This is a genomic window from Halopelagius fulvigenes, from assembly GCF_055398025.1.
In genome coordinates this window covers 1963538-1990280 of record NZ_AP043846.1, presented here as the reverse complement: position 1 = coordinate 1990280, position 26743 = coordinate 1963538, and the positions used below count along the sequence as shown (strand labels likewise).

Below are 26743 nucleotides of genomic sequence, written 5' to 3'. Positions count from 1 at the left end.
GGCGGTACACATTTAACGTTCGCTAGTGACGACAGAATGGAGGTCTACACGGTGGAAATCTCAGATAAACTCCTGTGTCTGTTCAACACCGACGTGCGCGCGGAAGACGACCGATACGTGGTCGAAGTTCCCAAGCGCGAAGTCGAGGCCGGAACCGTCGAACCCGGCGAGACGTACCGCGTCGCTCTCATCTCTCGCGAAGTGACCGAAGAGGAGGAGGCGACCGAACCCAGCGGAACCTCGAGCGAACCGCAACCGCCGGTCGAGGTGGGCGAACTGCGCTACGTCGAGATAGAGGACATCGGCAAGCAGGGCGACGGCATCGCCCGCGTCGAACGGGGCTACGTCATCATCGTCCCCGGCGCACAGGTCGGGGACCGAGTCAAGATAGAGGTCACGGAAGTCAAGTCCAACTTCGCCGTCGGCGAAGTCATCGAGGAGGACTTCTAACCACCTTTTTACGGTTCGGGTGCGCGAAGCGCACCGCTCGCCGTGAAAATCTGGACCAAAAAGCCGCGCCTCGCTATCGCTCGCTCGGCGCGGGACAACTGCGGGCGACCGGCACGGCGTCGTCTTCGGCCATCTGCGGACTCTCTCCGGTCGGACGACCGGAAACTGTTTTGTGGGATTCGAACACACCGTTGAAGTATGAGTCCTCCTCGCATCGACGAGTCGCCCGGCCTACTCGCCAGATACACCCCCGATAGCCGCCGGTGGCGACGGCGAATCGCCGCCCTCGCCGCCGTCGCCGCACCCCTCGCGGCGTACGCGGCGCTGGCAATCGTCTCGGGCGTGAAGTCGGGGGCGGCGTACAACGTCCTCGTCGCCGCGTTCGGGATGCTCGCGTTGACGCTCCCGGCGGTGGCCGCGGCGTCCCTCCTCGCGCCCGACTCGGGGACGACGCCGGCGGAATCGACCGACGCCGACGAACTCCGTTCGTCGAGCAACCGGACGGGGTCCGGCGACGCCGTGGAGGCGCTGAAAAGCCGGTACGCCGCCGGCGAGATAGGCGACGAGGAGTTCGAGCGACGCCTCGGGACGCTCGTCGCAACGGACGAAGTCGGCCTCGAAGGCTCCGCCGACGAGGGCGTCGGCCCGACGCCGCGCCCGGAAGAAGTCGAGTCGCCCCGTCGGTAGTCCTCGCGGCGATTCGACGGCCCGGCGGCGGTCAGTCCGCCCGGCGTTCGACCGGGTACCCGTCCGTGAACTTCGAGAGGTCCACCTCCGAGACGTTCACCTCGTCCGCCGAGGCGTACGGCCGGTCGATGACGATGTCGCCCGCGGTTCGCTTGCCGATGCCGGGGATGGCCGTCAGTTCGTCCATCGACGCCTCGTTCGGGTCGAGGGGGTGCGGCACGCCAGTCACCGACCGGTAGCCGTGGTCTACGACTGACACGTCGATGGTTCGGCCGAGTTCGCGTTCGCCCGGGATGCCCACGAGGAGGGGGTAGGTGCCGAGTTGCCGGCCGAACGTCCTGCCGTCCTGGTGGTATTCGAGGTGGACGTTCGGGAGCACCGTCCCCACCGGGGCGAGGCGTTCGAGCATCGGCCGGTCTATCTCCTCGCGAACCTCGCGTTTGTACTGCTGGAACAGTTTCTTGTGGTCCTTCGCGATGTCCGCGCCGGAGTCGGCCATCTCGGTGCCCTCGAACGCCATCACCTGCCGGATGTTGATGCGGCGGACCATCAGACCGGCGTCGTAGACGCGTTGGAGGAACCGCTTGTTGTGCTCGAACGTCTCCTCGCGTTCGGCCTTCAGGCCGTGCAGCAGGTTGATTCCGGGCAGGAGTTTCGGCAGGCGGTTCGTCGCGTCGGGGCCGTGCGTCGGCGCGTCCGCGGGGTCCTCGCCCGGCCGCCATCCGGCCTCCTCGTTGACTATCTCGACCGCCTCGAAGCACTGGTCGGCGGTGACGTTGAGCGTGTTCGCCTCCTGCACCACGGGGTCGGCGGATTCGAGGCCGAACGCGGCGGTGTCGCCCGGCGTGTTGTGTTCGGCGATGATGCGGATGCACTCGCGGGACTTCTCGGGCCACTTCACCACCGTGATGGGGTTCATGTTGTCGAGGTGGAGCGTCTCTAAGTTCGGAGCCACCTCGCGGATGCCGCCGTAGAGTCGGCGGAGGGCGTCGGGGTTCGGCGCTTCGCCGTCGCCGCCGAACGCGAGGATGTCCGCCTGTCGCCCGAGTCGGAAGTGCTTCGCGCCGCGGTTCGAGAGGTTCTCCACCTCCTTGACGACGGAGTCGGCCGACCGGAACGCCGGGTTCCCGTACATCGGTTCCGTGCAGAACGAACACCGGTAGGCACAGCCGCGTGACGTCTCCATCTCGCAGATGAGGTAGTCGGGGTGGTTCGGGTGCTGTTCAACGACGAACGCGCCCTTCGCGGCCCAGCGGTCTAACTCCTCGTTGTCGCGGTAGCGGTTCTCGAACCCTTCGAGGCCGTTGTCCACTAAGTCGTACGCCGCCGCCTCCACGTCGGCCATCGCGAGGAAGTCGTAGTCGAGGTTCTGCCGCTCCATCTCCTGTGCGCCGGCGTTCTCCTCGCCGACGCCGAAGCGGATGGGGCCGCCCATGAGCGTCGTTCCGTCCGCCGTCCACGCGAGCTTTCTGACCTCGTCGGGTTCGGCGGGCGTCCCGCCGACGTACTTGCCGGGGACGGTCATGCCGCCGATGTAGACGAACAGGTCCGCGTCGGCCACGTCGGCCCACTTCGAGCGGTCCTCGCGGAGTTCGTCGATGGTGTGGTAGGTGACGTTCCCCTCGGGCACGCCGGCGTCCACCAGTGCGCCCGCGGTGAAGCGGGGGTACGTCGAGATGTACGGCGGGACGCCGAAGTGCGCGGGTTCGTCCACGTACCCGTCGACGAGCGTCACGGAGATGTCGGCCGGGTCGGTCATGTCCGGGCAGAGGCGGCGAACGCGTAAAACCGTGACTACCTCGGTTCGCACGCCCCCTCGACCCGGAACCGGGAGACGTTTAGCCCGCGCCGTCGGTTCCCCGCGTATGAGCGACGAGTCGGATTCGGGCGCGACGCGCATCCGTCCCGTCCGGCCCGGGGACGCCGAGGCGATTTGGGACATCTACGCGCCGTTCGTCAGGGAGACGCCGGCGACGTTCACCCTCGAACCGCCGTCCCCGGCGGAGTTGCGCGAGAAGATTCGGACGGCGCGGGAGGCCGACGAGTACCCGTGGTACGTATTCGAATCGGACGGGTCGGTCGCCGGGTACGCGTACGCGAGTGCGGTGCGCGACCGCCCGGCCTACCGGTGGAGCGTCGAGACGTCCATCTACGCGAACCCGGACTACCACCGCGGCGGCGTCGGGCGGAGACTGTACGACCGCCTGTTCGACACCCTCCGTCGGCAGGGGTACGTCTCGGCGTTCGCGGTGCTCGGTCTACCGAACCCCGAGAGCGAGGCGTTCCACGAGGCGTACGGCTTCGACCACCTCGCGGACTTCCCCGCGGCGGGCTACAAACTGGGCGCGTGGCGAGACGTCGGGTGGTACCGACTCGAACTCCGCGACCCGCCGGCGGACCCCGACCCGCCGCGTCCCGTCTCCGAAGTCGAGTCGGAGTCCGACGAGTTCTGACCGGCCGAGGGCGACACGGGAAACGACCGAAACCGACGGCCCGAACCGACCGCCGGTACCGAAGCCCGCGTGTTTATCAGCGTGGCGGAACAACATTCGAACATGCCTGCGACCCTCGAAGTGAAGTGCACCAACGGGGACTGCGAGATGGATATGTTCGAACTTCACTACACCTACGACATGCCGGACGAGGTGGGCGTCGAGGACTTCGCCTGTCCGTACTGTCGAGAGACCGAACCCCTCGAAGAGATCCAACTATGAGCGGACTCAGGGAGTTCGGCGAGTCGGCGGCCAAGACCGTCCTCGAACGGATCGGGCGCGGCGTCGGGCGCGTCCAGGAGCGTAAACCGCTCCCGTACGACGTGCTCGAATCCGACGACGCCTACCTCGTCGTCTTCGACGCCCCCGGCGCGCAACGGAGCGACGTGCAGGTTCGGTTCCTCGACGGCGAAGTCGAGGTGCGAATCGACCGCTTCCGCGACTTCCACGAGGGGTTCGACATGCGCTTTCCGGGTCGCGGGTTGTCGCTCGAGGGGTCCGCGGCGTTGCCCGACGACGCGTCCGTGGACGCGACGGAGGCGACGGCGACGCTGGCGTCCAACGGGACGCTCCGCGTCCGCATCCCGAAGGACGGCGAGGTCCGAGACGTGGAAGTGACCGAGGAGGGAGCGGAGACGGACGAACTCGGCTCGGACGGGGACTCGGACGTCGAGAAGTCGGCCGTCGAAGAGACCGTCTCCCAGAGCGACGGCGAGACGGTCGGAGACGGCGACGCCCTCGAATCCGACTACCGAGACGAGTAGCCCGTCACTCGACGGCCATCCCTTCTACGACTTCGAACGCCTCGTCGCCCCGGAAGCGGCGGGGGTCGTACGGTTCTATCGACGCCGCGGGCGCGCCGAGCATCGCCGCGGCCACCGCCTCGCCGGAGGCCGGGGCCCACATGAACCCGTGACCGTGCCACCCCGTCGCGACGAAGACGCCCTCGCGAATCTCCCCGAGCAACGGCTTTCGGTCCGGCGTCGCGGTGCAGAGGCCGCCCCACGCGCGTTCCACCGTCGGGTCGTGGCCCGCGCGGGACCGGAGCACCTCGCTCACCTCCGAGACGAACCACTCGTCGCCCGCGCGGGACCACGACTCCGGATCGGCCTCGACGGGTTCGGTGCCGTCGCCCGCCAGCAAGCCCGAGGGGTGCGGCCGGAAGTACGCCCTCGCGGTGGCGTCGTAGCAGATAGGGCCGTCGTAGGGACGCCGACTCACGAGTGCCTGCACGCGGTACGGTTTCATCGCTATCTCGACTCCCGCCTCGGCGAGGAGGGCCTTCGTCCGCGCCCCGGCGGCGACGAGGACCGCGTCGAACGCCTCGGACGCGCCGTCTCCGACGACCCGCGGCGGGTCCGCGCGGACGTCGACTTCGACGCCCGTTCGCACCTCGACGCCGGCGTCGCGCGCCCGTTCGGCCGCGTCACGGACGTACGCCGCGGTGTCCGTCCACGCGGCGTCCTCGGCGACGACGGCGGTGCCCACGTCGTCCGTCGCGAGCGACGCGCCGAACCGGTCGTGGAGGCCCTCGCCGTCCGTCGTCGTCACGTCGCGCCCGTGAACCCGCATCCGTTCGGCCGCCTCCGCTATCGCCTCGCCGGTCGATTCGTCGTCCGCGCGCGCCAACGCGACGTACGGGCACGGTTCGACCCCGAACTCGCCCCCCTCGGACGCGAACGCGCGGAACCGGGCCATCGCTCTGGCGGCCATCCGCACGTCCACGTCCTCGGCGTAGGCGTCGTAGAGGATGCCCGCGGCGCGCCCCGACGACCCGGCCCCCGGGTCCGCGCCGCGTTCGAACACCGTCACCGACGCGCCCGCGCGGGCGAGGTCGGACGCGGCGGTGAGACCGACCGCCCCCGCGCCGATGACGGCGACGCGCGTTCCCGTCCCGTCCGGCACCTCGAAGGGTCGAGCCATCGGATCGCCGCCCGGCGCGTCGGAATCGGTCATACCGGCCACTCGTCGGGGCGGCACTTAGCGTCCGGCGACTCGGCGGGCGGCGGGCGAAAAAGAGCGCCGAGCGGAGCGAGTCGGTCGTTACTCGGCGAACGCCTCGACGCCGCGGGCGGGGTAGCCGACGACGACGTTCGCGCCCGCGTCCTTGAGTTCCGAGATCTGCTCGCGGACCGTTTCGACGGTGCCGACGAGGCCGTAGTCGCGGACGGCCTTCGAGAGGACGTCGCGGGCGCGGCCCGAGGCGTCGGCGTCGGTGGCCGCGCCGTCGGGCAACGCCGCGGCGACGGGGCGTCTCCGGGCGGCGTACGCGCCCACCGCGTCGAGTATCTCGTCCTCGTCGTCCGCGAGGACGGTCGGCGCGTAGACGGCCACCTCGCCGTCGTACCCCGCCGCGCGGAGTGCGCGCAGGTCGCGGGCGGTCGTTCGGGAGAGCAGTTCGTACTGGGTGCCGCCGGCGGCGAGGGCGATTCGCTCGACGCCCTCGGTGCCGACCCACGCGTCGGGGGCGCGGTCGATTGCGGCCCCGAGTCGCGGCGCGACGGCGCGGCGGGACTCCTCCTCGGAGAGGTACGCCGAGTGCCCCGCCACGAGGACGCGGCGCACCGAGTCGGGCACTTCGTCCCAGCGGGCGTCGTCGCCGAGGGGGTCGAACCCGTCCGCGCGGACGGGTATGGTCAGTCTGACCTCCTTCGCTTCGGCCAGTTCCCGCAGGACGTCGGCGTCCGGGACGTGGTCTCGGCCCTCGTAGTCCACCGCGACGGTTCCGACGGGCACGTCGAGGCCCGTCAGTACGTCGCACTCTTTCGGCTTCAGGGCCACCGCGTCGAGGCCCGTCTGCGAGACGCTACGCTCTCCGGTCAACATCGGCTATCACTACTCACGAGAATGGGGTTATCGTCGTCGCGGAACGCGATCCATCGTCTGTGCGACCATGTACGCCTTCGTACCTCTCGGTCGGGGATAATCCTGTCGCTCGGCGGCACGTATTGCGGCGGCCGACTCACACCGGGTAGTCGGCGTCGGGGTCCACGACGCGGTCCGGTTCCGGCGGCATCTCCCAGTCGGTCGTCAGTTCGAGCAGTTGGACGAGCATCCGCCCCGTCGCACCCCAGACGGTGTAGCCGTCCACGCGGAAGAAGTGGAGTCGGATGGGGCCGTAGTGGGGGTGGTCGCGGTGCTCGGACTCGTAGTTCGCGTAGTCGGTGAGATCCGACTCCGCCAAGGCGACGATTTCGGCGACTTCGCGTTCGTCCGGTTCGTACTCCCTGTCGGGGACGCGCGCGACGAACGGCGTGACCGAGTAGTCGGTGACGGTCCGGATGTCGTCGAGACGGCCGAAGAAGTCCACCTCCGAGTCGCGGAGGCCGATCTCCTCGTCGGCCTCCCGGAGTGCGGTGGCGCGGAGGCTCTCGTCGCTCGGTTCGCGCCCGCCGCCGGGGAAACTCATCTGTCCGGGATGCTCGCCGAGGTGGTCCGCGCGCTTCGTGAACAGCACGTGGTCCTCGTCGTCGCGGACGAGAACCGGCGCGACGACGGCCGCCTGCCGCCCCGCGTCGGTCACCTCCTCCGGAACGTGCGACGACACCCGCGAGAGGTCCATGTCGGTTCCAACGGGCGAAACCCTATAGCCTTAGCCCTCCGGGACCGCCGCGTCCGATTCGCCCCGCGTTCCTCCGCTCACCCGTCCAACGCGGCGTCGAGTTCCGCCCGCACGTCGCCGACGGCCGCCGCCTCGCCCGCCCACGCCTCCACGTCGTACGTCACGTCGAGGAGCGTCCGGAGTCGGTCGCGCGTCGCCTCGTCGGGCGCGTCGTCGGCCTCGGCCACCGCCTCGGACGCCTCCGCCCGCAGTCGGTCCGCCGCCGCCGCGGCGACCGTCTCCCGGCCGACGTCTCGGTTCGGAACGTCGAGGATGTGCGGGAGGTCCTCGGCGTTCGGCGGGAGGGAGGGGAACGCGACCGGACCGACCGCGAGCAGTTCCGACTCCGTACCCGCGTCAGCGTCGGCGTCGTCGGTGGACTCGCCGTCCAACGCGACGAGGTAGTAGTTCCGAATCGCGCCGTCCACGGCGTTCGCGAGGGCGTCGGCGTCGGCGTCCCGCCCCTGCTTGAACGCGAGTTCGTCGAGCGACCGTTCGAGTTCCGTGCGGGTGAGCGCGCCGAACAGATCGACGATGCCCGCGAGGTCGTCGTAGAGCGCCTCGCTCTCGGTCACTGCGCCACCTCCCGGATGTCCGCGCGGGCGCGCTCGGCGACCGAATCGGGGTCTAACTCCGTCTCCGCCCACGCGGGCAGGCGGTCGTCCGCCGGCCCCGGTTCGCGGACGGCGTCGGCGTACACGTCCACCTGCTCCCGTTCGCCCTCGCGGTCGAACCGGAGGCCGTTGAGCGCCGCGTCGGCGGCGTACTGGTCGATGAGTTCGCGCGCCGTCTCCCGGTAGCGGGCCGGGAGCGTGGCGAAGTCGGGCGTCACCCCCCGCTCCGCGACGCACCGCAGGAGCGTCTCGCCGACCGACCGACTCATGTCCGAGAGGCCGGTCGGTCCGCCGACGGCGCGGTGGTCGTGTTCGTACGCGCCCAGATCGACCTGCGCCGTGCCGTCGAACCCGGCGGCGTCGAACGCGTCGCCGAGCGTTCCGACCTCAAGCCCCCACGAACGCGGCGCGCGAATCCGCCGGGCCACGTCGCTCGTCGCGGCGAACTCGCCCGCCAGCGCGTACCGGAACGAGTCGAGGTAGCGGAGGAACGGGGCGGCGTGCGCGTCGGCGAGCGTCCGCACCAACGGGACGTAGAACAGTCGGAACAGCCGACCGTACAGTCGGCCGTCCTCGACGCGGGCGTAGTACCCCTTCGAGAAGTCGTACCCCTGCGCGAGGGGGAACAACAGGCGGGCGATGTACGACCGGTCGTACGTCTTCGTGTCGGCGTCGTGGACGACGACGAACTTCTCCGCGGCGGCCCGCCCCAGCGCCAACCAGACGTCGCGGCCCTTCCCCCGCGGCCCGTCGAGTCCGCGCTCCGCGAGGGCCGCCTCAACCCGCGGACCGTCGCACCACAGCACCTCCATCGGGAGGTCGAACTCCGTCAGCCAGTCCCGGAACCGACCCACCTTCTCGGCGGGCGCGCGGAGGGGGACGACGACCCGCGCCGGTTCGACGCGTTCGAGTTCCGCCAGCACGCGTTCGGCCGCGAGTCCGGCGTACTCGCGTTCGGTCATCGGCACGACGACGGCCGTCCGGTCCGTCGGGGCGTCGGGAACCGGCCCCGTCAGGTCGTGCAGCGTCGTCACCCGCTCCTGAACGTACTCCATCGAGCGGAGGTGAGAAGTGACGGACCAAAAAAGGCGAGGAGACGCGAACCGTCCGGCCGTACCGGGTTACTGCGGGAGTCTCCCGGCGCGTTGGAGGCCGACGAGCGTTCCGACGACCACCGCGAGGCCGAGCGCGAACGTCGAGAAGATGACGTCGTAGCCGAGTCCCCCCGCTGGAAGCGCGGGGAGGAGGGGAACGCGCGACGCCGCGGCGGCGACGAACCCGTAGGCCGCCTCCCCTTCCCGAAGCGCGCCGACGGCCCACGAACCGCCGGCCTGTATGACCATCATACAGCCGGAGTACACCGCGTACGCCGACGAGCGGTTCTCGTCCGGGAGTGTCTCCAGCATGTACGTATCGAGCGCCGGGAAGAGGCTGTGGACGGTGTAGCCGACGAACGCCGTGACGAGGAGGAGCGGAATCAACCCCGCCGTCCGCGTGAGGAGGAGGACGCCCGCGACGAACGCGACGAGGATAGAGAGGAGGTACGGGACGCGCGGGAGCCTGTCGGCGAGGCGGCCGGAGACGAAGAACGCCGGGACGCCCGCGGCGAAGACGACGGTGAGCATGTTCTTCGCCGTCGAACTCTCCAACCCCTTCGTCACCATGTACAGTTCGTAGAAGTTGAACAGCCCCTGCCAGACGAACCCGGTACAGCCGATGATGACCACCCCGACGAGGACGACGCGCCACTCCGACCGGGCCGCCCCGAACAGGTCTCTGTCCTCCGCGCCCGCCTCGGGCAGGTCCGTCCGCTCGGCCGTCCGGTAGAGCACGAGGGTGACGACGAACGCGGCGACGCCGATGCAGACGAACGTGGCGCGCCAGTTCACGAAGACGGCGAGGACCAGCGTGACGAACGGCGCGGCGAGGACGGCGGCGAGCTGGCTCGACATGCCGTGGATGCCCATCGCGCGCCCGACGCGTTCGGAGTAGAGTTCGCTCACGAGCGGATTCGCCGAGACGAAGTACGCCCCGGAGGCCAGTCCCATGAGGAGCGCGCCGACGGCCACCATTGCCACGGAGTCCGCGAACGCGGTGAACGTCGCCGCCGCGGTGAGGACGACGCCGGTTCCGAGGACCACCCTGTGTCTGGGCACCCGCGTGAGGAGCCACCCCGTCGGGATGCGCAGGAGAGCGCTTCCCACCCACACGAGGGTGACGATGAGACCCGCGGTGCCCTCGCCGATGGCGAAGACGTCGATGAGTTCCTCTAAGAGGGGCGCGAACACCACCCGCGCCAGATTGACCAACAGCACCAAAGAACAGAGCGTTCCGAACAGCCGTCCTCGTGACACGGACGCTCTTCTCCGCAGGACAGTTCAAGTGTTCGGAAACCCCTCGTAGAGGGCCGCTATCGACGCGTCGCCGCCGGTATGGGAATTAGTACCAACGCCGAGGTCTTTTTATGTACCGCTTACAAACGCGGAGACGGATATGAAATCGACGCGGAAGGGGCTCCGGGCGGGGGAGTTACAGAAGGACACGTACGGACGACTCACGTGCGGTGAGTGCGGAGACTCGTTGAAGAAGCGGAACGACCCGGACGAGGTGTTCTCGGTTCGCATCTGCCCCGAGTGCGGAACCGAGTGGAAGGAACTCCGGTAGTCACTCGAAGACGGCGTCGAACGCCCGCGCGCCCATCGGGTCGAACGTCCCGGCGGCGACGTTCTCGGCCACGTGGTCGGCCGACCCCGTACCGACCAGGGCGGTTTTGACGCCGGGTGCGCTTCGAGCGAAGTTGACCGCCCGTTGCGCCGCCGTGTCCCCGGCCAGTTCCGCGTCCACGTCGGCCGGAAGCCCTCCCGCCAACTCTCCTTGTCCGAGCGTCGCACTCGTCACCACGTCGAGGCCCGCCTCGTGGGCGTACCAGAGTGCGCTCACGTCCTTCTCTTCGGTCGGGTGGCGGTGCGCCTCGACGGTGAACGCGTCCGCCATCGAGACGTTGAACGGCAGTTGGATCGCCGCCAACCCGCACTCTTCGACGCCCGCCGAGGCGGCGGCGGACTCGGCCCGGGAGACAACTTCCGGCAGCGAGAGATACCGGTCGTGGCCGTGAGGGACGCGGAAGGCGTCCCACGTGGCGACGCCGTACGCGCCGATATCGCCGTCTTCGCGCCGCCGTTCGAGCATCTCGAAAGCCGCCTCCAACTGGTCGTACACGTCCTCTCGGCTCCGTTCGGCGAGTTGCGTCTCGGGGTTGTGGACGTAGTAGAGGTCCACGCCGTCGAGTTCGAGGTTCGAGAGCGACCGGTCGAGGCACGACGAGAGGAAGTCGGGCGCGATGGCGTGGCTTCCGCGCGCGAGGTCGGAGACGTCCACTAAACCGGTGCGGACGAACTCGTCGCGGACGTACGCGCCGGGGTCCGCCGGCCTCTCGCCGTCGAACGGAACGAACCCGCCCTTGGTGGCGACGACGACTTCCTCCCTGTCGGCGGCGGCGTCGCGGAGTGCCTCGCCGACGACGCGTTCGCTCCGCTGGCAGCGGTAGTTTATCGCCGTATCGACGAGGTTGACGCCCGAATCGAGGGCCGCCGTCACCGCCGCGCGGTACCGGTCGTCGGTCGCGTCGGTCGGGTCGCCGAGGTAGGTTCCGACGCCGATGCTGGAGGCGACGCCCGGGCCGAAGCGACGGAAGTACGTCCGCCCGAACGCGTCGCCGAACCGGTCCCGGTAGCCCCACGTCCCCTGTTTCGTCGCCATGGCGTCGGCTACGTAACGTGCGGGTAAACGCTCTGCGACTCCGCGCCCGCCCCCCGTCTCCGCGCTCAGATGTCGCCCGACAGCGCGTCGAACAGTCGTTCGACCAGCATCGACCGGTCGAGGTCTGACCCGCCGTCGGTCTGGATGGTGCCGCCGCGTTGCGGAATCTGGCCGCCGCCCATGCGGGCGTGCCCGCCCGCCGAGGACCCTGGCACGTCGGCGAGGGCGTGTTCGAGCATCCGGCCCATGTGGACCCTGTCGTCGCGGGACCGACCGGAGAGGTAGACGGTGCCGTCGCGTTCGCCGCAGACGACGACGGCCGTCACGCCCTCCAGTTGGATGAGTTCGTCCGCCGCCTGCGGGATGGCGTCCACGTTCGAGAGCGTCCCGATGTCGCTGACGGCGAACGGCCCGCGCACGTCGCGTCCGGCGATGGCGCGGGCCTTCAGTTCCAACACCTCCGTCGAGACTTCGGGGTTGGCGATGCGGTTGAGGGCGTCCTCGTCCACGCCGGGGTAGAGGTAGCCCGCCGCCTCGAAGTCGCCCTCCGAGCACCCCGACGTGAGGCGCTTCGTGTCGGTGAGGATGCCGTACAGCATCCCGGTCGCGACGTTCGAGGGGATGGTGTACTCGGCGTCGACTTCGCTCGCGTGGCGGTCCGGCGGGACCGGTTTCGCGCCGATGTCGCGGAAGTACTCCGCGACGATGCTGGAACACGCGCCGTAGTCGGTCCGAACGTCGGTGAAGTGTTCGCCCGTCCCCTCGCCGGGGTGGTGGTCGATGACCGCGAAGGGGAGGACGCCGTCCGCCCCGGCGAACCCCCGTGGGCGGTTGTGGTCCACGAGTACGACCGCCTCGGCGGCGAGGTCGGTCACGTGGTCTATCGGCTCCAGATCGAGGTCCAACACCGTCTCGAACGCGCGGTTCTCCTGGTGGCGTATCTGCCCGGTGTACTGGATACACGCCTCGGTATCGACCTGCTCCGCGAGGCAGGCGGTTCCGATGGCCGCCGCCATCGCGTCCGGGTCGGGGTTGGGGTGCATGAGGACGACCACCTCGTCCAACCCCGACAGCTTCTCCAAGAAGTTCGTCCCCATCGGCCGCTTGAACCAGAGCATGGCGTACAGGCCGCCCACGAGGGCGAACGCTCCGACGAGGAGAGCCGCGACTAACCCCGGATGCGACCCGAACACCGATTGTACCCCATCGAGCACCCGCCCCGTATCCTGTATGGGTACCGACGCCGCCGTCACGCCCATACTCCTACCTCAGAGCCCACGGTCAAGAATATTCCCTCGCTCCGGCGGCGGCGGCCGACGGACGTCACAGACGGGCGTTCGACCGCTACGCACCGGTCTCCGCCCGGTAGCGTTCGACGGCGTCGCGGTATCCCGACCGGTAGGTCGGGTACCGGAACTCGTAGCCGAGCGACCGAAGTGTGTCGTTCGAACACCGCTTGCTCGTCCGGATTCGGCGTTTCGCCGCCTCCGAGAGGTCGCCCTCGGCGAGGCGTTCCTCCTTCGTCCGCTTCGGCGGACGGGGGACGCCGCACTCGTCGGCCAACCAGTCCGCGAACGTCCACTTCTCGGCCGGTTCGTCGTCGGCGACGAGGACCACCTCGTCGCGGGCCGGACGCTCCGAGAGCAGAAACGCGACCGCCCCGGCCGCGTCGTCGCGGTGGACCATGTTGAGATAACCCTCGGTGACCGGCCCCTCAATGTATCGGTCGAGGCGGTAGCGGTCGGGACCGTACAGACCGGCGAACCGGGCGACGGTGCCGTCGATGCCGGCGTCCGCCGCCGTCTCGCGGGCGACGCGTTCGGCCTCGGCCAGCACCGCCGTCTTCTCCGTCGTCGGTTCGACGGGCGTCTGCTCGTCCACCCAGTCGCCGTCGTGGTCGCCGTAAACGCCGGTCGAGGAGGTGTAGACGAGGCGGTCCGGCGGCGACTCCCGCGACCCGTACTCGGCGATGGCGTTCTCCAGTCCCTCGACGAAGACGCGCCGGGCGGCGTCCGCGCCGCGCCCGCCCGAACTGGCCGCGAAGACGACCCACTCGGCGTCCGGCAGGTCGGCGAGGCTCTCGGGGTCGGTCACGTCGGCGCGGCGGGCGTCGAGGCCCGCGTCTTCGACGGCCGAGAGACCTGAGTCGGAGCGTCGGACGCCCGTCACCTCGTGGCCGTCGGCCGCCAACTGCCGACCGAGTTCGAGTCCGACGTAGCCGCACCCGAGGACGACGGCGCGGGCCATCTATCGGTCGTTACGCTCCTCGATGTAGCGCTGGATGGCCGCCAGTTCGCGGAGGGTCATCGCCGAACGCCCCTCTATCGCCTGCTGAATCTCCTGCCCGGAGAGGTCGAGGTCTACGTTCGAGGCGATGGTGTCCACGTCGAGGACGCCGGTCGTCATCCCCAAGAGGAGGTGATCCCGGATTTCGAGGACGATGGTCTCGGCGTCCGGCGCGTCGCCGTCGAGGGCGGCGAGTTCGGCGGCGTCTTCGAGGCGAAGGTCCGGCGCGGGGCCGTCCGCGACGGCCGCGACGTCGGACTCCTCGACGCCGGTGCGTTCGGCCGCCGTCTCGACGCCGACGCGTTCGACGGCGCGCCGTATCTGCGCCTCGTAGGCTTCTCGCAACTCCGCTGTCGAGAGCGACGCCGGGTCGTCCGCCGCGTCGTAGAGCATACCACCGACTCGCCGCCGCGCACTCAAAACCGTTGTCCTGTTCGCGCACGCTCGCGCCGGGGCCGCGCTCGTTTCGGCCGTCACTCCCGCGGACACCGCCCCGTCGGCGTCTCGCACCCCGGGCCCGGTTTCGCGCCGTTCCACGCGGGCGACCGCTCGACCGCGTCGCCGTCTTTGTCGCCGACGCCGAGTCCCCCCGACGGGACGACCACCGGAACGACCGTCCGAACGTTGAACCCGACGCGTTCGCTCCGGCCGAGCGTCTCCTCGGTTCCGTCGCCGTCCACGTCGAGGGAGACTGCGCTCCCGTCGCGGACGTAGGTGACCGGCGTCTCGCCGCCGCGGTCCGCCGAGACGGCGAAGCGAGCGTACTCGCCGCGCGTCTCGACGACCCAGACGTTCGCCGTCGCCACCCACGGGTTCAGCGTCGGCGAGAGGGGGAGGCCGGCGGGCGTGCCGCCGACGGAGGCGTCCGCGTACTTCTCGGCGGTGCGTTCGACGGCGCGTTCGGTCCCGCGCGCCGCCGCGTCCTTCAGGAGTTTCGTCCCGAGTTTGCGCGTCCGCGACACCGTTCGGTTGGTGGCGCGTTCCGGCACGCGGACGTCGGACTCCGTCGCCGCGGCGGCGACATCGACGCGAAGCGCCGTCTCCACTCGGTCGCGGGCCGTCGCGTCCGCCGGTTCGACCTCGGCGGCGACGGCCGCTGCGAACGACCCGTTCGTCGCCGCGACGGCGCGCCGCCCGGTCCCCTCCCACCGGTCGAACGCGGCGTCGACCGCCCGCCGCCGGTCGTCCGCCGGAAGGTCGGTCTCCGCGCCCAACGTCTCGAAGGCCCGCGACCGAACGGCGCGAAGCGAGTCCTCGGTCTTCCGTTGGAGGACGGCGCGGCGACCCGCCAACGTCTCGTCGTCGATGGCCGCGAGCGTCCGGTTCGCGGCGGTGAGCGCCTTCCCCGCGGTTCGGAGCGACACGGAGTCGCCGGACCCGAACAGGCCGTTCACGACGACGTCCGAGGCGTCCCCGTACGGGAGCGTGAACACGTTGGTGTTGCGCGCCGCGAGGGGGTAGTATCTGGTCTCGTCTTCGACGCCGTCCACCCGGTCACCGGAGACGGGTTTCAGAGAGAGGTACGCCGGGTCGCCGTCGGGGACGAACGTCGTCATCCCCCCGAGCGTGGAGTCGTTTCCGTACGCACGTCGGGCGGGCGTCCGCACCGTGCGGTTGGCCGCGAGGCGGTTCGTCCGTCCGGCGTCGACGCCGCGGGAGGCGAGGGCCTCCTCGATGCCGTCGTTTCGGGTCGCGGTCCGGTTCGCCCGTTCGTCGAGGGCCGCGAGGAGTCGGTTCAGGTAGGCCGCCCGCGCCGCGACGCGAACGCGGTCCGCCGCCCCGTCGTACGAGTCGGGGGCGGCGACAAGCGACGCGCGGCGTTCTCTGATGGAACTCGCTAACTGGGCCGCGGGGTTGACGCGTCCGGTCGCAACCGCCCGCGCGGGTGGTTCGACGGCGACGTTCCGAACTCGTTCGCGGAGAGACGCCACGTCGTCGTACACCCACGTGCGGAGCTCGTCCGGGCGTCGGCCGTCGACGGTCGTCACGTCCGGTTCCTCGCCGCCGACCGCGCGCCGGGCGACGGCGTCCGCACCGCCGCGGTCGGAGAACGCATCGCCGGCGGCGGCGGGTACCTCTCGAAGGTTCGGTCCGCCGACCGCGCCGCCGCGTTCGAAGAGCGGTTCGACCGGTCGCTCCGCCCCCGGAACGGGTGTGAGCGACGCGACGATGGCCATCTCCACCCGGTAGACGTCGGTCCACGTCGCCTCGGTAGTTCGGGACGACCGGTTCGCGTGCCGCCACGTCCGTTCGACGCGGCGTTCGACCGCGACGCGCCGGACTGCGGTGTCGAAGACGCGTTCGCCCGAGTCGGTCCGCGGACGCGTCGTCGTCCCGTTCGCCGACTCCACGCGCGTCTCGCGGAACGTCTCCCGTGAGGTCATCGTCCACCCCTCTCCGGGGGCGTCCGGCGCGGGGCGGGACCCGTCGTGGACCGTCGTCGCGTCGGTTCGGACCGCCACCCGCACCCGGTACCCGTCGCGGCGAACCGTCTCGAACCCCGGGCGCTCCCCGCCGCCGCGGAGGAACCCGACGAACGCCTCGTCGGCCGTTCGGCCCACGTCCACGCGGAGCGTCTCGTCCGTAGAGGGCGGTGCGGCGGTCGGAATCGTCGCATTCTCCGACTCGGGAGGCGCCGCGGCGTCGGTCACTCCGTCGGCGACGAACGCCGCCGCGTCGCTCCCCGCAACGGGCGCCAGCACGTCCGTGAGTCCGGTTCGGGCGGTGGCCCGCCGGACGCCACGGCGCGCGTCGGGGTCGGTCCGGCCGAACGCGGCGCGTTGGGCGGTCAGGAGGCCGGCGTTCGTCGAGAGTTCGACGTGCCGGTTCGCGAGGACGTTCTGGATCGGCGCGCCGGCGTACTGGGCGGCCCCCCGGGCCTGCGCGACGCCGAGAAGTCCCGCCGTCGTCCGGCGGGCGAGTCCCGGGGCTTCGAGCGGGTTCGCGTCGAGACGGCGCTGGTAATCGACGGTTCGGTCGTGTAGTCCGAGGACGGGAACGGCCACGGTGAGCGTCCGCGTGACCGACTCCTCGGCGACCACCCGTCCGTCGCGTCGGGCCGAGAGCGAGACGTTCCTGACGGTGACCCGAAGCGCGGTTCCGTTGGCCGCCTTCGCGACCGACACCCGGCGTATCGCCTCGCGGACCGACGACTCGTTCGTCGGACGCGGGAGCGACGCGTTCGCCACCACGTCGCCGCGGACGTGTTCGACCGAGCGAAGCGACTCCGCCGCGGCGAGCGAGATGCGGAGGCGGAGATACCGGCGGAACGTCCGGTTCTCTCCCAGAACGTCGCCGACGGCGGTGGTCGAGTTGTCGGTCACGGGGTCGCGGGCGGCGGCGAGTGCGGCGTCGCGGGCCGCGGTTCGGAGCGCCGTCGTCGTCTCGGCGTCGATGCGGTCCATCGACTCGTCGACGGACCGGTCGGCGGCGCTCGGTCCGCGCGTCGCGAGCGACGCGCCGTACGTCGAACTGGTCACGAGGAGGAGGACGCCCACGAGAGCGAACGGAACGCGTCCGCGGTTGTCGTCCGCGAGGCGCATCAGACGGCCCTCCCGTCGGACTCCCACGTCCGAACGACGACCCGGACCCGGTGGACTTCGACCGCCTCCGCCGCCGCCGCGGGTGACTCGAACCGGTCGCGCAGTTCCGCCTCGACCGTAGGTGCGAGAGCGTCGGCGAGGCGGCGGTTCAGCGCCGTCGTGTTCTCCGCGCGGAGGTCGCGTTCCACGGGGGCGCCGAGTTCGTGCCCGAGGCGACCGTAGCGGTGCCACGCCAGCGCCGAGACGGGGTAGTCGCCGCGAAGGGCAAGCGACGTTGTTTCGGAAGGAACGAGCGCTTCGACGGTTCGCTCGGCGACGGCCGAAGAGAGCGTCTCGAAGTCCTGCGTCGCGGCCGAAGGAACCGGTTCGACGCCGCTCGGAACCGACAGCGTCGCGGCGTGGACCGTCGCCGCCGCCGGCGGTTTCGTCCCGACGCCGACGCGCCCGCCGACGGTCGAACCGGGGTAGGGACGCCACGCCGCATCGACACGGAGCGAGGACGTGTCGAACGCGCCGACGACCGCGCCTCGGACGGCCCGCCGGAAGTCGTCCCGCGACCCAGTCAGTGAACCGTTCCCGAACCCGGCGGTGGCGACGGCGGCGCGCGAGAGGAGGCCCGCGAGCGTCCCGTGCGTCGTTCGGCGGAAGTCCGAGCCGTTCCCGCGGGGGAACGCGGCGGAGGTGCCCCGTACGGGTCCGGTCCCCGGTCGAAGCGCGTACTCCACCGTCGCCGTACTCGTGGCGAGCGTCTCCGCCGCGGCGTCCGTGCGCGTCGCATCGCTCGTTTCGACCGGGTCGGAGACGGCGGTGACGCCGAAGACGGCCGCGCCGACGAGGAGGAGACAGACCGCGGCATCGACGGCGGCGTTCATCGCCACACCTCCACGCGGAGGCGGCCGGGGACGGCGGACCCGGGGGCGAGGCGGACGCTCGTCGTCCGACTCGCCGCGTCGGTCGCCCTCGCGCGCGGCGGCGTCGGACCGGCCGTCCACCGCCGGTCGCCGGCGGTGAGCGTGACGTTCAGTCGGCGTCCGTCGGGCGCTACTGACTGCGCCGTATCGAGCGCCGACGGGTCCACGACGCCACCGTCGGCGAGTTCTTCGGAGACGCGGTGGAGCGTCGGGTCGGCGTACGCTCGGTCGTCGCCGACGGGGACGGTGCCGCCGAGGGCGACGACGTAGATGCTCACGCCGGTGCAGACGGCGAAGAGCGCGGCGAGGGCGGCGAGCGGAGACGCCTGCCCCCGTTCGCTCCCCTCACGCGTCCACGAGAACGACATCGACTCCCTCCCAGGAGGTGCGGCGAACGATGAGCGTGCGGTCCACGTCGCGCCACGTCGCGTCGTCCGCGCCGACGCGGGCGTCCACGACGGCCTGCTGAAACGCCGCCTTCGACTCGAAGACGCTCTCCGGCGGAGCGCCGTGGAGGACCGCGCGAAGCGGCGAATCGCCGACCGGAACGGGCGTCACGGGGCCGAATCCGAACGTCGCGTGCGCGGTTCCGGCGTCGTTTCGCAGCGAGATGCGACGAGTGCCGATTCGAATGGCAGAGGCGTCCAGCGGATGTTCGGCGGTGGCGTCGTACTCCGCGGCGGCCACTCGGTCTACGGTCTCCGCGGCGTCCGCCGCGTTCGGCGGCGGCGTCGTCGGGAGGCCCGCGACGGCGCCGACGAGTGCGAGACTCGCGAGCGACAGTCCGAACCACGCGTACCACGAGTCGAGGGGAACGTCGAGCATGGGGACGCTGGCCCCGCGTCCGTATATAAAGTCTCGCAGGGGTCAGAACAGAAGCGACGCGCCGGCGAACGCGGCGAGGTACGCTCCGGTCGCCGCCAGAAGCGCGAGGCCGACGCGGTAACCGACGAGCGTTCGGTCGAGTCCGCGGTCGAGTCCGGTCGAGAGTACCGTCAGCAGACCGGCGAGACAGAGCGCGTACGCGCCGACCGAGACGCCGAGCGTCGCCGTCGGGAGCGCCGTCGCCTCGCCCGAAAGCGAGAGGTCCGTCTCGGCCATCCGGGCCGCCATCGCAACCGTCGCGCCCGCGACGAGGGGAGCGAAGAACGCCGCCGTGTTGGCGAGCGTCCCGGTCACGGACGACAGTTGCCGCCGCGCCTCGCGTTCGACGCGCCGGAGTTCGCGGAGGTGGTCGGCGGTGGCGACGACGGCGCCGCCCGCCGGCCGGCCTTCGCTCGCGGCGGCGGCGAGAAGCGCGGCGGCCCCCCGCGTTCGAGGGCTCGGAACGCCGGCGAGCGCGCCGTACTCGCCGAGAAACGCCTCGCGAACGCCGACGCGGAGTCGCCGCCGAACCCCGGCGGCGTCCGACAGCATCTCGCCGGTCGCGCCGTCGATGTCCTCGGCGGCGTCTTCGACGGCCGTCTCGACGGCGGTTCCGTCGTCCACGCGTCGGCCGACGAGGTACAGGGCGTCGTCCAATCTGGACTCCACGTCGCGGACGCGGCGGCGAACGCGGGCCATCGGGTAGTAGTGGGCCGCGAGCGACGCGCCGAGACCGAATCCCGCGGCGGCGACGGGCGACGCCCACGTGGCGACCGCTCCGCCGCCGACCCATCCGACGCCGACGCCGGCCAGTCCGGCGAGGAGTCCGCGGCGCGGACCGGCGGTCACGTCCGGGTGGTCGCCTCCGACGCGCGGCGGCGGGAGGGCGACGGGACGGCGGACGAGCAACCACGCGCTCGCCGCGACGACGACGAGAGGCAGGAAGGCGTTGTAGACGAAGACGAACGCGCTCGTCGGGAGCGTCAGCCCCGCGGCCCGTGCGGCGGGGAGGACGCCGACCAACGCGAGGGGTAACAGGACGCCGAAGGCGTACAGCGCCGTCGTCGGCCCGCGGACCGTCGAAGCGAAGTCGGCCATCTCGTCGTGCGTCCCGTCGAGAACCGCCTCCAGCGCCCGGTCCAGCGACCGACTCCGCTCGCCCTCGGCGGCGTCGGCGCTGGTGAGGAGGAGCGAGACGGAGCGGTCGAGGGCGGGGAACCACGGCGACCATTCCTCGGCGAACGACTCCAGCGCCGACTCCGGCGCGCCGCGCGCCCGCCGGACGTGCGACTGAAGGCTCTCGGAGAGGGGACCGTCGCCGGTTCTCGTGGCGAACGCCGCAGCCCGTTCTGGCGTCGGTTCGAGTCGCATCCGGAGGGCGGCCCGGCCCACGAGGTCGGCCGTCTCGCCCAGCGCGCGCGTCCGGCGGAGCGCCGCCGTTCCGACCGGGAGGCGGTGGACGGCGTGCGTCGCCGCGAGGCCCGCCGTCACCGCGAGGAGGAGTCGCGTGACGACCGGAGACGCCGGGGCGAGGAGCGTCGACGCGACGAGGACGGACACCGAAATCGGAACGGCGGCGACGTAGCCCGCCCGCACGACGGTTTCGCCGTCCGCGTCGGAGCCGAGAAACGCCAGCGACCGCCGAAGGTCGTCGCCGACGGACACCGGCCACGGATACGCGCGCGCCAACTGCCGCGCCACCGCCGTCGCCGTCGAATCGCCGCTCGCGGCCACGTCAGTTCACCTCCCGTCGGCGGTAGGCGGTACGGACGTCCTCCGGGCGGGTCCTGTCCGTCTCGGCGAGGCGGCCGAGGTGCGCCGTCCGTTCGTCGAGGGCCGCGAGAACGTCGGCGTACGCTTCCGTCGGCCCGGCGAGGGACTCCGCGAGCGTGCTGTCGCCGCGTTCGAGGAGGCCCGTCGCGTCGAGTCCGTCCGCGCCCGACTCGTAGAGCGTCTCGAACCGCACGCCGTCCGCGCCGGTGCGCACCTCCTCGACGCTCGCGACGCGCCTCTGAGGGCCGTCGCGGGCGCACGTCACCACGAGGTCGGTCGCGCCGAACGCCGACTCGGCGACGCCGAGGTCGGAGACAACTCGTTCCCGAACGGCCGCCGCGGAGTCGCCGTGTATCGTCCCGAGGACGGCGTTGCCGTGCGCGCCGACGCGCATCGCCTCGTACAGCGTCCCCGCCTCCTCGCCCCGAACCTCGCCGACGACGAGAGCGCCGTCGCCGAGTCGGAGCGCCGTCTCGAGGGCGTCGTCGGGCGAGAACGACCCCTCGCTCCCGTCGAGTTCGACGGTGAGCGGTTGCACGTCGCGGCCGCCCTCTCTGAGCGCTTCGACCGGCAGTTCCGGCGTGTCCTCGACGGTGACGAGGCGCGTCGCGGCCGGGAGTTCCCAGAGCAGGGAACCGAGGAGCGTCGTCTTCCCCGCCCCGCGCGTCCCCGCCACGAGCGCCGCGGCCCCGCGTTCGGCGGCCAGAGAGAGCAGTGCCGCCGCGTCTGTGGGGAGCGTCCCCGCCGCGACGAGTCCCGGGAGCGTCCACGCGTCGTCGCCGTGCGCCCGGAACGCGAAACCGATGCCGTCGCTCGCGGGCGCGGTGACGCCGGCGACGCGCACCTTCGTCCCGTCGGGACGCGTCACCGCGGCGTCGAGTGCGGGCGTCGCGCGCGAGAACGCCCGTCCGCTGGCGCGGCGGAATCGCGACGCGAGGGCGGCCGCGCCGTCGGCGGTGAGTCGGACGTTCGTCCGCACGCGTTCGCCGTCGAGGGTGACCCGAACCGGGTTCTCCTCGACCGGCGCCGACGCCACCACGTCCGTGACGCGCGGGTCGGCGAACAGGTCGTCGAGGACGCCGTTCCCGCGGGTGTACCGCCGGAGCACGTCCGTCAGCGTCTCCACGGGCGTCGCGTCGTCAGCGACGCGGCGGACGGCGCGGCCCGGCGCGCGGTCACCGCCCTCGACTCGGCCGCGGGCGAGGCAGTCGTACGCGGATTCGAGCGTCGCAGTCGCGGAGGGGTCGAGGGCGTGCGCGACGGGCGTGAGGTGATAGAGCGTCCCGTCGGGCGTCTCGTACGTGCGGACGGTGGCACCCGACGGAAGTTCGCGGCGGCCGAGAAGCGACGCCCCGGCGGGCGGACGAAGCGTGACCCGCGACCGGGCGACCGACGGCCCCACGGCGGGTCGAAGCGCCTCGTCGTACCCCGCCGCTCGCGCGGCCCCCTCTTCGAGACCGGTTTCGGCGACGATGCGGCCGACGGCTCCAGCCCGCCCCGCCGCCTCGCGCGCCGCGCCGAGCGGGTCGCGCCGGGCGCGGGCCGCCAGCGACTCGTCGTGAAACGCGACGCGTTCGACGAACCGACCCGCCGCGAGGAGGAGTCCCGCCGCGGCACCTTCGTACGTCCGACCGACGCCGTCGGCGACGGTCCGGACGACGTCGGCGTCGCGGGTCGCCAACGCGCCGACGACCGTCGCGCGGCAGTCGGGGCTCGAAGCGAGGTCGCCGCCGCCGGGGCAGTCGTCCGCGTCCACGACGAGCTCCGCGCGACGCCGACGCCCCCGCCCGGCGGGCGTCTCGAACCGCGGGTCGCACCGGCAGGTGTCGTCTTCGGAGTCCGCTCCCGACCGAACGGCCCCGACTCCCGCTGCGACGGCGGAAGCGAGGTTCAGACCGGCGTCGAAGTCGATTGGCATGGGGTGGCTGGTCCCGTTTCGGTATATAAACCTCCGGCGGTGCGACCCGACCCGTTCACGCCGGGCGAACGACGACGACGGTTCCCTCGGGCCGGGAGAGGAGCGAGAACGAGAGCGCGTGCGACCCCGGCCCCCGGAGGACGACCGGTCCGTCGAGCGTCCGGAGGGGGACCGGAAGCGACAGTCGTCGCTCCGTCTCCCGACCGCCGGAGAGGGCGTACGTCAGCACCGGACGGGACCCCGTCGTACCGGGTCTGCCGCCGACGGCGACGTACGAAACGCCGGCGGCGGTCCACGAACGCGCGGGGACGCTGACGCGGACCGTTCGCCACGGGGCCGTCGAGAGCGAGGGCGTCGGGTCGTCGCCGTACGCGAGCGATTCGACGGCCCGAACCATCCGCTCGGCGTCAGCGTCGAGACTCGTCGCCGCGCGGTCAGCGCGGGCGTCTTCGACGGCCGGAAGCGCCGCCGCGAGGAACGCGGCGGTGAGCGTCACCGAGAGGAGCAGTCGAATCACCTCAGAGCGCCCCACGGAGACGCGCAGCGAGGGAGTCTCCCTCCTCTTCCGCCCCCGTCGCGTCCCCTCGCGCGTCCGACCGCTCCGTCTCCGCGTCCCTCCCCGAGACGCCCGCGTCCGCGTCCGTTCGGTCCGCTCCCGTCCCGCCGTCCTCCGGCGCGCCGGAGAGGTCGTCGACCGGAACGCGTTCCACGACGAGATCCGACTCCCCGGCCGCGGAGGATCCGAGCCGTTCGACCGCCGCGAGGGCGGCGTCCGCCTTGCGTTCGACCGACTCGTCGACCGCGCGCACGCCGCCGAGGAGGCCGCGCACGGCGTCGAGTTCGGCTTCGAGCGTCTCGACGCGCTCCCGCAGCGCCCCGAGTTCGGCGTCTCGCCCGTCCGTCGAGTCGTCCTCGCCGCCGCTGCGCGCGCCGGTCGCTCTCCCGGCGTCGCCCGCCGGAGAGGGTTCGTCAACAGGCCGAGAGGTGCCGTCGCCGTCGGCCGCCACCGCCCGTTCGACGGCGTCGAGGCGGGCGGCGAGCGCGTCGAAATCGACGGACGTCGTCCGTCGGTCGGTCGTACGCCGCTCGGCGGTATCGCGCGTCGAGTCCGGAGTCATGGGACTGACTGGTCGCGTCATCTGACTTAAACTACTGGTGGGAAGGTTGAAGGTGTCCAGCCTCAAGCGAAGGGTATGAAAACCGTCCTGATTGGTGTCGGGCAGGCGGGTGGCAAGCTCACCCGGGAACTGGCCGACTTCGACTCTCGAATGGGCTTCGGGGCCGTCCTCGGCGCTATCGGAGTCAACACCGCGGAAGCCGACCTCCGAGAACTCCCCTTCGAGACGGTCCTCGTCGGACAGGACCGCGTGAAGGGTCACGGCGTCGGCGGCGACAACGAACTCGGCGCGGAAGTGATGCAGTCCGACAAACAGGAAGTGCTCGCGGCCCTCGACGGTCGAATCACCGCGGAGGCCGAGGCGATCTTCGTCGTCGCCGGACTCGGCGGCGGCACGGGAAGCGGCGGCGCGCCCGTCCTCGTGAAGGAACTCAAGCGCATCTACGACGTGCCGGTCTACGCCCTCGGCGTCCTCCCCGGCCGAAACGAGGGCGCGATGTACCAGGTGAACGCCGGCCGGTCGCTGAAGACCGTCGCCCGCGAGGCCGACTCCCTCCTCCTCGTGGACAACGACGCCTTCCGCGCCACCGGCGAGAGTCTCGGCGAGGGGTACGACGCCATCAACCGCGAAATCGCCCAGCGAGTCGGGTTGCTGTTCGCCTCCGGCGAGGCCGTCGAGGGCGTCGGCGAGAGCGTCGTGGACTCCTCTGAGGTCATCAACACGCTCCGCTCCGGCGGCATCGCGGCGCTCGGATACGCGTCCGGCGAGTCCGCCGAGAACGCGGAGGGGAACATAAACACCGTGATGAGCACGACCCGTCGCGCGCTCATGACGGGGACGAGTCTCCCGGAGGCCAACGAAGCCGATGCGGCGCTTCTCGTCGTCGCGGGCGTCCCCGACAAGATTCCGCGCAAGGGCGTCGAGCGCGCCCGGCGATGGCTCGAAGAGGAGACGGGCAGCCTGCAGATCCGCGGCGGCGACTTCCCCCTCGACAGCGACCGAATCGCGTCGCTGATCCTGCTCGGCGGCGTCGAACGCTCCGACCGACTGAAGAGGTTCATGGCGCGCGCGAAGGAGGCCCAGAAGGAGGCCGAGGAGGAAGCGGCGAAGCAGGAAGACCCGGCGGACGCGTGGCGGAACGACGAGCTCGAAGACCTGCTCTGAGGGCTCCGGTCGCGGACCCGGTACGACCGCTATTTTTCGGCGTCGGCGCGGAAAACGGAGAACGACAGCGACGGAGCGGAGGCCGTCGGGCGGAACCGAGCGTCGGTTACTGGTTGAGGAGGCTCGCGCCGTCGAAGTCGGGGCGGCCGTAGTCGACGCCCATCAGGTCCAGAATCGTCGGCGTGATGTCGTAGAGGTTGGCGTCCCCGATGCTCGCGTTCGGGTCGTCGATGTAGAGCGACGCGTTGTCGAAGCTGTGCATGCCGTTCCGCGGACCCTGTCCGAACACCTCCTCGTGGCCCTTGAAGCCGGACTTGAGGTCGAATCCGTTGTTCGGGACGACGACGAGGTCCGGGGCGATGTCGTCGTGGTCGCCGCGGAACGCCTCCTCCTTCTCGACGACGCGGGCGGCCACCTTGTTGCCGTCCGGGCCTTCGAGGTTCTCGAGCATCTCCTTCAGTTCGTCGCGGCGTTCCTCGTACTCCGCTTCCGGAACCGCGCCGCGCGGTTCGCGGCCTTCGAGGTTGATGTAGAAGCGGCCGGGGATGAGCGAGTACGCCAGCGTGTCGTCGGAGATGTCGGCAAGCTGGTCGTGGTCGTCGTCCTCGTAGGAGAGCCACCCCTCCTCTTCGAGCAGGGCGTTGCAGTGCACCTCGTAGTCGAGCGAGGTGAAGCCGTGGTCGGAGGCGACGACCATCGTCACGTCGTCGGGGAGCATCTCCCGAATCTGGCCGAGGTAGTCGTCCACCTTCCGGTAGAACTCCATGAACGCCTCCTTGTTCTCGCCGTCGCGTTCGTAGTCCTTGAAGAGGAAGTGGTTCACCCGGTCGGTGGTCATGAAGACGCCGAAGAAGAGGTCCCAGTCGTCCTGTTGGATGTAGTGAGAGAACGCGTCGAACCGCCTGTCGATGGTCTTGTGGGCGTTCTCGACGAAGTCGGACTTGTCGTCTTGGTGTCCGAGCTTCGCGTTCACGTCGATGATGTAGTCCAGTTCTTCGAGTTTGTCGCGGAAGTCGTCGGGGTAGGCGGCCTTCTCGACGCTCGGCGAGAGGAAGCCCGAGACCATGCGCTGGACGTTTCGCTGCGGCGGGAACGTCACGGGCACGTTCATCACGGTGGCCTTCCGTCCGGCCTCCGTGACGCGGTCCCAGAGGCGCGTCGCCTGCACGTCCCGACCCATCGGAACGTACGTGTCGTAGGAGCCGTTCTCCCGGTCCTGGAAGCCGTACACGCCCGTTTCGCCGGGGTTCACGCCCGTCGTCAGCGCCGGCCAACAGGCCGACGACTCGGGCGGGACGATACTCTCTATGTCCCCGGCGCTCCCGTCGTCGGCGAGACGAGCCATGTTGGGGAACTCGTCGGGATTCTCGGAGAGGAGACTAAACGGGACACCGTCGATTCCGATGAAGGCGACGCGCGGTTCGTCCTTCCCGCGCAGTCGGTCGAACAGACCCATAGAGTTCCGTACCGTGGTTACGCATAAGAAGGTTCTTCTACTTCCGAACGTCTGCCGCCGGCTACGACAATCTGAATCCGTCTGACTGTCGCCGATACCGACTCGTCC

The 26743-nt window shown here is 71.0% G+C and carries 27 protein-coding genes; 7 read left to right on the top strand and 20 right to left on the bottom strand.

Features of this window, described 5'->3' with window-relative positions:
• Positions 1-51 precede the first annotated feature (51 nt).
• On the top strand, positions 52-450 hold the full coding sequence (locus tag ACZ522_RS15015) for a TRAM domain-containing protein (RefSeq protein WP_379697904.1): 399 nt from the start codon (positions 52-54) through the stop codon (positions 448-450).
• A 198-nt stretch (positions 451-648) separates the two neighbouring features.
• The gene (locus ACZ522_RS15010) at positions 649-1137 is read left to right on the top strand and encodes an SHOCT domain-containing protein (RefSeq protein WP_379697907.1); all 489 of its coding nucleotides are present in this window, start codon (positions 649-651) and stop codon (positions 1135-1137) included.
• 31 nt (positions 1138-1168) lie between these two features.
• Here ACZ522_RS15010 and ACZ522_RS15005 read toward each other — a convergent pair whose 3' ends face one another.
• A complete protein-coding gene (locus ACZ522_RS15005; protein ID WP_379697910.1) occupies positions 1169-2896 on the bottom strand; it encodes a radical SAM protein in 1728 nt (575 codons plus the stop codon).
• Positions 2897-3002: 106 nt separating this feature from the next.
• Here ACZ522_RS15005 and ACZ522_RS15000 point away from each other — a divergent pair, with 106 nt between their 5' ends.
• From ACZ522_RS15000 to ACZ522_RS14990, 3 genes are all read left to right on the top strand, one after another.
• Positions 3003-3590, top strand: a complete 588-nt coding sequence (locus ACZ522_RS15000) for a GNAT family N-acetyltransferase (RefSeq protein WP_379697913.1) — start codon at positions 3003-3005, stop codon at positions 3588-3590.
• Between the two features lie 102 nt (positions 3591-3692).
• Positions 3693-3851: a DUF7559 family protein gene (locus tag ACZ522_RS14995; protein WP_379697915.1), complete on the top strand. Its 159-nt coding sequence runs from the start codon at positions 3693-3695 to the stop codon at positions 3849-3851.
• On the top strand, positions 3848-4393 hold the full coding sequence (locus ACZ522_RS14990; RefSeq protein ID WP_379697918.1) for an Hsp20/alpha crystallin family protein: 546 nt from the start codon (positions 3848-3850) through the stop codon (positions 4391-4393). The genes ACZ522_RS14995 and ACZ522_RS14990 overlap by 4 nt, the downstream gene beginning before the upstream one ends.
• Positions 4394-4397: 4 nt before the next feature.
• Here ACZ522_RS14990 and ACZ522_RS14985 read toward each other — a convergent pair whose 3' ends face one another.
• The 6 genes from ACZ522_RS14985 to ACZ522_RS14960 all read right to left on the bottom strand — a co-directional run bounded on the left by ACZ522_RS14985 (position 4398) and on the right by ACZ522_RS14960 (position 10162).
• The gene (locus ACZ522_RS14985) at positions 4398-5585 is read right to left on the bottom strand and encodes an NAD(P)/FAD-dependent oxidoreductase (RefSeq protein ID WP_379697921.1); all 1188 of its coding nucleotides are present in this window, start codon (positions 5583-5585) and stop codon (positions 4398-4400) included.
• An 87-nt stretch (positions 5586-5672) separates the two neighbouring features.
• Positions 5673-6455 (bottom strand): DUF7388 family protein, encoded by a 783-nt coding sequence (locus ACZ522_RS14980; RefSeq protein WP_379697924.1) that lies wholly within the window; start codon positions 6453-6455, stop codon positions 5673-5675.
• Positions 6456-6591: 136 nt separating this feature from the next.
• The gene (locus ACZ522_RS14975; protein WP_379697927.1) at positions 6592-7191 is read right to left on the bottom strand and encodes an NUDIX hydrolase; all 600 of its coding nucleotides are present in this window, start codon (positions 7189-7191) and stop codon (positions 6592-6594) included.
• 77 nt (positions 7192-7268) lie between these two features.
• Complete coding sequence (locus ACZ522_RS14970; protein ID WP_379697929.1) at positions 7269-7805, bottom strand: DUF7109 family protein; 537 nt, start codon at positions 7803-7805, stop codon at positions 7269-7271.
• Positions 7802-8899, bottom strand: a complete 1098-nt coding sequence (locus ACZ522_RS14965) for a glycosyltransferase family protein (protein ID WP_379697931.1) — start codon at positions 8897-8899, stop codon at positions 7802-7804. Before ACZ522_RS14965 ends, ACZ522_RS14970 begins: the two co-directional genes overlap by 4 nt.
• Positions 8900-8965: 66 nt before the next feature.
• Positions 8966-10162 (bottom strand): MFS transporter, encoded by a 1197-nt coding sequence (locus ACZ522_RS14960; RefSeq protein ID WP_379699900.1) that lies wholly within the window; start codon positions 10160-10162, stop codon positions 8966-8968.
• A gap of 175 nt (positions 10163-10337) precedes the next feature.
• On the opposite strand from ACZ522_RS14960, the gene ACZ522_RS14955 reads away from it, so the two are divergent.
• Positions 10338-10508 (top strand): HVO_0758 family zinc finger protein, encoded by a 171-nt coding sequence (locus ACZ522_RS14955; RefSeq protein WP_379697933.1) that lies wholly within the window; start codon positions 10338-10340, stop codon positions 10506-10508.
• Here ACZ522_RS14955 and ACZ522_RS14950 read toward each other — a convergent pair whose 3' ends face one another.
• From ACZ522_RS14950 to ACZ522_RS14895, 12 genes are all read right to left on the bottom strand, one after another.
• A complete protein-coding gene (locus tag ACZ522_RS14950) occupies positions 10509-11603 on the bottom strand; it encodes an aldo/keto reductase (protein ID WP_379697936.1) in 1095 nt (364 codons plus the stop codon).
• 65 nt (positions 11604-11668) lie between these two features.
• Positions 11669-12862 (bottom strand): DHH family phosphoesterase, encoded by a 1194-nt coding sequence (locus ACZ522_RS14945; RefSeq protein WP_379697938.1) that lies wholly within the window; start codon positions 12860-12862, stop codon positions 11669-11671.
• Positions 12863-12947: 85 nt separating this feature from the next.
• Positions 12948-13850: an SDR family oxidoreductase gene (locus ACZ522_RS14940; RefSeq protein WP_379697941.1), complete on the bottom strand. Its 903-nt coding sequence runs from the start codon at positions 13848-13850 to the stop codon at positions 12948-12950.
• On the bottom strand, positions 13851-14282 hold the full coding sequence (locus ACZ522_RS14935) for a DUF5791 family protein (RefSeq protein ID WP_379697944.1): 432 nt from the start codon (positions 14280-14282) through the stop codon (positions 13851-13853). It lies immediately after the preceding gene.
• An 80-nt stretch (positions 14283-14362) separates the two neighbouring features.
• Positions 14363-17431 carry a DUF7286 family protein gene (locus ACZ522_RS14930; protein WP_379697946.1) on the bottom strand — a complete coding sequence of 1023 codons (3069 nt, stop codon included), beginning with the start codon at positions 17429-17431 and terminating at the stop codon, positions 14363-14365.
• The gene (locus tag ACZ522_RS14925) at positions 17431-18303 is read right to left on the bottom strand and encodes a DUF7284 family protein (RefSeq protein WP_379697949.1); all 873 of its coding nucleotides are present in this window, start codon (positions 18301-18303) and stop codon (positions 17431-17433) included. The genes ACZ522_RS14930 and ACZ522_RS14925 overlap by 1 nt, the downstream gene beginning before the upstream one ends.
• Positions 18300-18710: a DUF7285 family protein gene (locus ACZ522_RS14920; protein WP_379697951.1), complete on the bottom strand. Its 411-nt coding sequence runs from the start codon at positions 18708-18710 to the stop codon at positions 18300-18302. Before ACZ522_RS14920 ends, ACZ522_RS14925 begins: the two co-directional genes overlap by 4 nt.
• Entirely contained in the window at positions 18688-19167 is a 480-nt protein-coding gene (locus ACZ522_RS14915) for a DUF7283 family protein (protein ID WP_379697953.1), read from the bottom strand. Before ACZ522_RS14915 ends, ACZ522_RS14920 begins: the two co-directional genes overlap by 23 nt.
• 42 nt (positions 19168-19209) lie before the next feature.
• The gene (locus ACZ522_RS14910) at positions 19210-20940 is read right to left on the bottom strand and encodes a type II secretion system protein (protein WP_379697956.1); all 1731 of its coding nucleotides are present in this window, start codon (positions 20938-20940) and stop codon (positions 19210-19212) included.
• Between the two features lies 1 nt (position 20941).
• Entirely contained in the window at positions 20942-22897 is a 1956-nt protein-coding gene (locus tag ACZ522_RS14905; RefSeq protein ID WP_379697959.1) for an ATPase, T2SS/T4P/T4SS family, read from the bottom strand.
• Between the two features lie 55 nt (positions 22898-22952).
• On the bottom strand, positions 22953-23414 hold the full coding sequence (locus tag ACZ522_RS14900) for a DUF7311 family protein (protein WP_379697961.1): 462 nt from the start codon (positions 23412-23414) through the stop codon (positions 22953-22955).
• A gap of 1 nt (position 23415) precedes the next feature.
• A complete protein-coding gene (locus ACZ522_RS14895; protein ID WP_379697963.1) occupies positions 23416-24015 on the bottom strand; it encodes a DUF7310 family coiled-coil domain-containing protein in 600 nt (199 codons plus the stop codon).
• Between the two features lie 75 nt (positions 24016-24090).
• On the opposite strand from ACZ522_RS14895, the gene ACZ522_RS14890 reads away from it, so the two are divergent.
• Complete coding sequence (locus ACZ522_RS14890) at positions 24091-25179, top strand: tubulin/FtsZ family protein (protein ID WP_379697966.1); 1089 nt, start codon at positions 24091-24093, stop codon at positions 25177-25179.
• Between the two features lie 106 nt (positions 25180-25285).
• Here ACZ522_RS14890 and ACZ522_RS14885 read toward each other — a convergent pair whose 3' ends face one another.
• Complete coding sequence (locus ACZ522_RS14885; RefSeq protein ID WP_379697969.1) at positions 25286-26635, bottom strand: alkaline phosphatase family protein; 1350 nt, start codon at positions 26633-26635, stop codon at positions 25286-25288.
• Between the last annotated feature and the right edge of the window lie 108 nt (positions 26636-26743).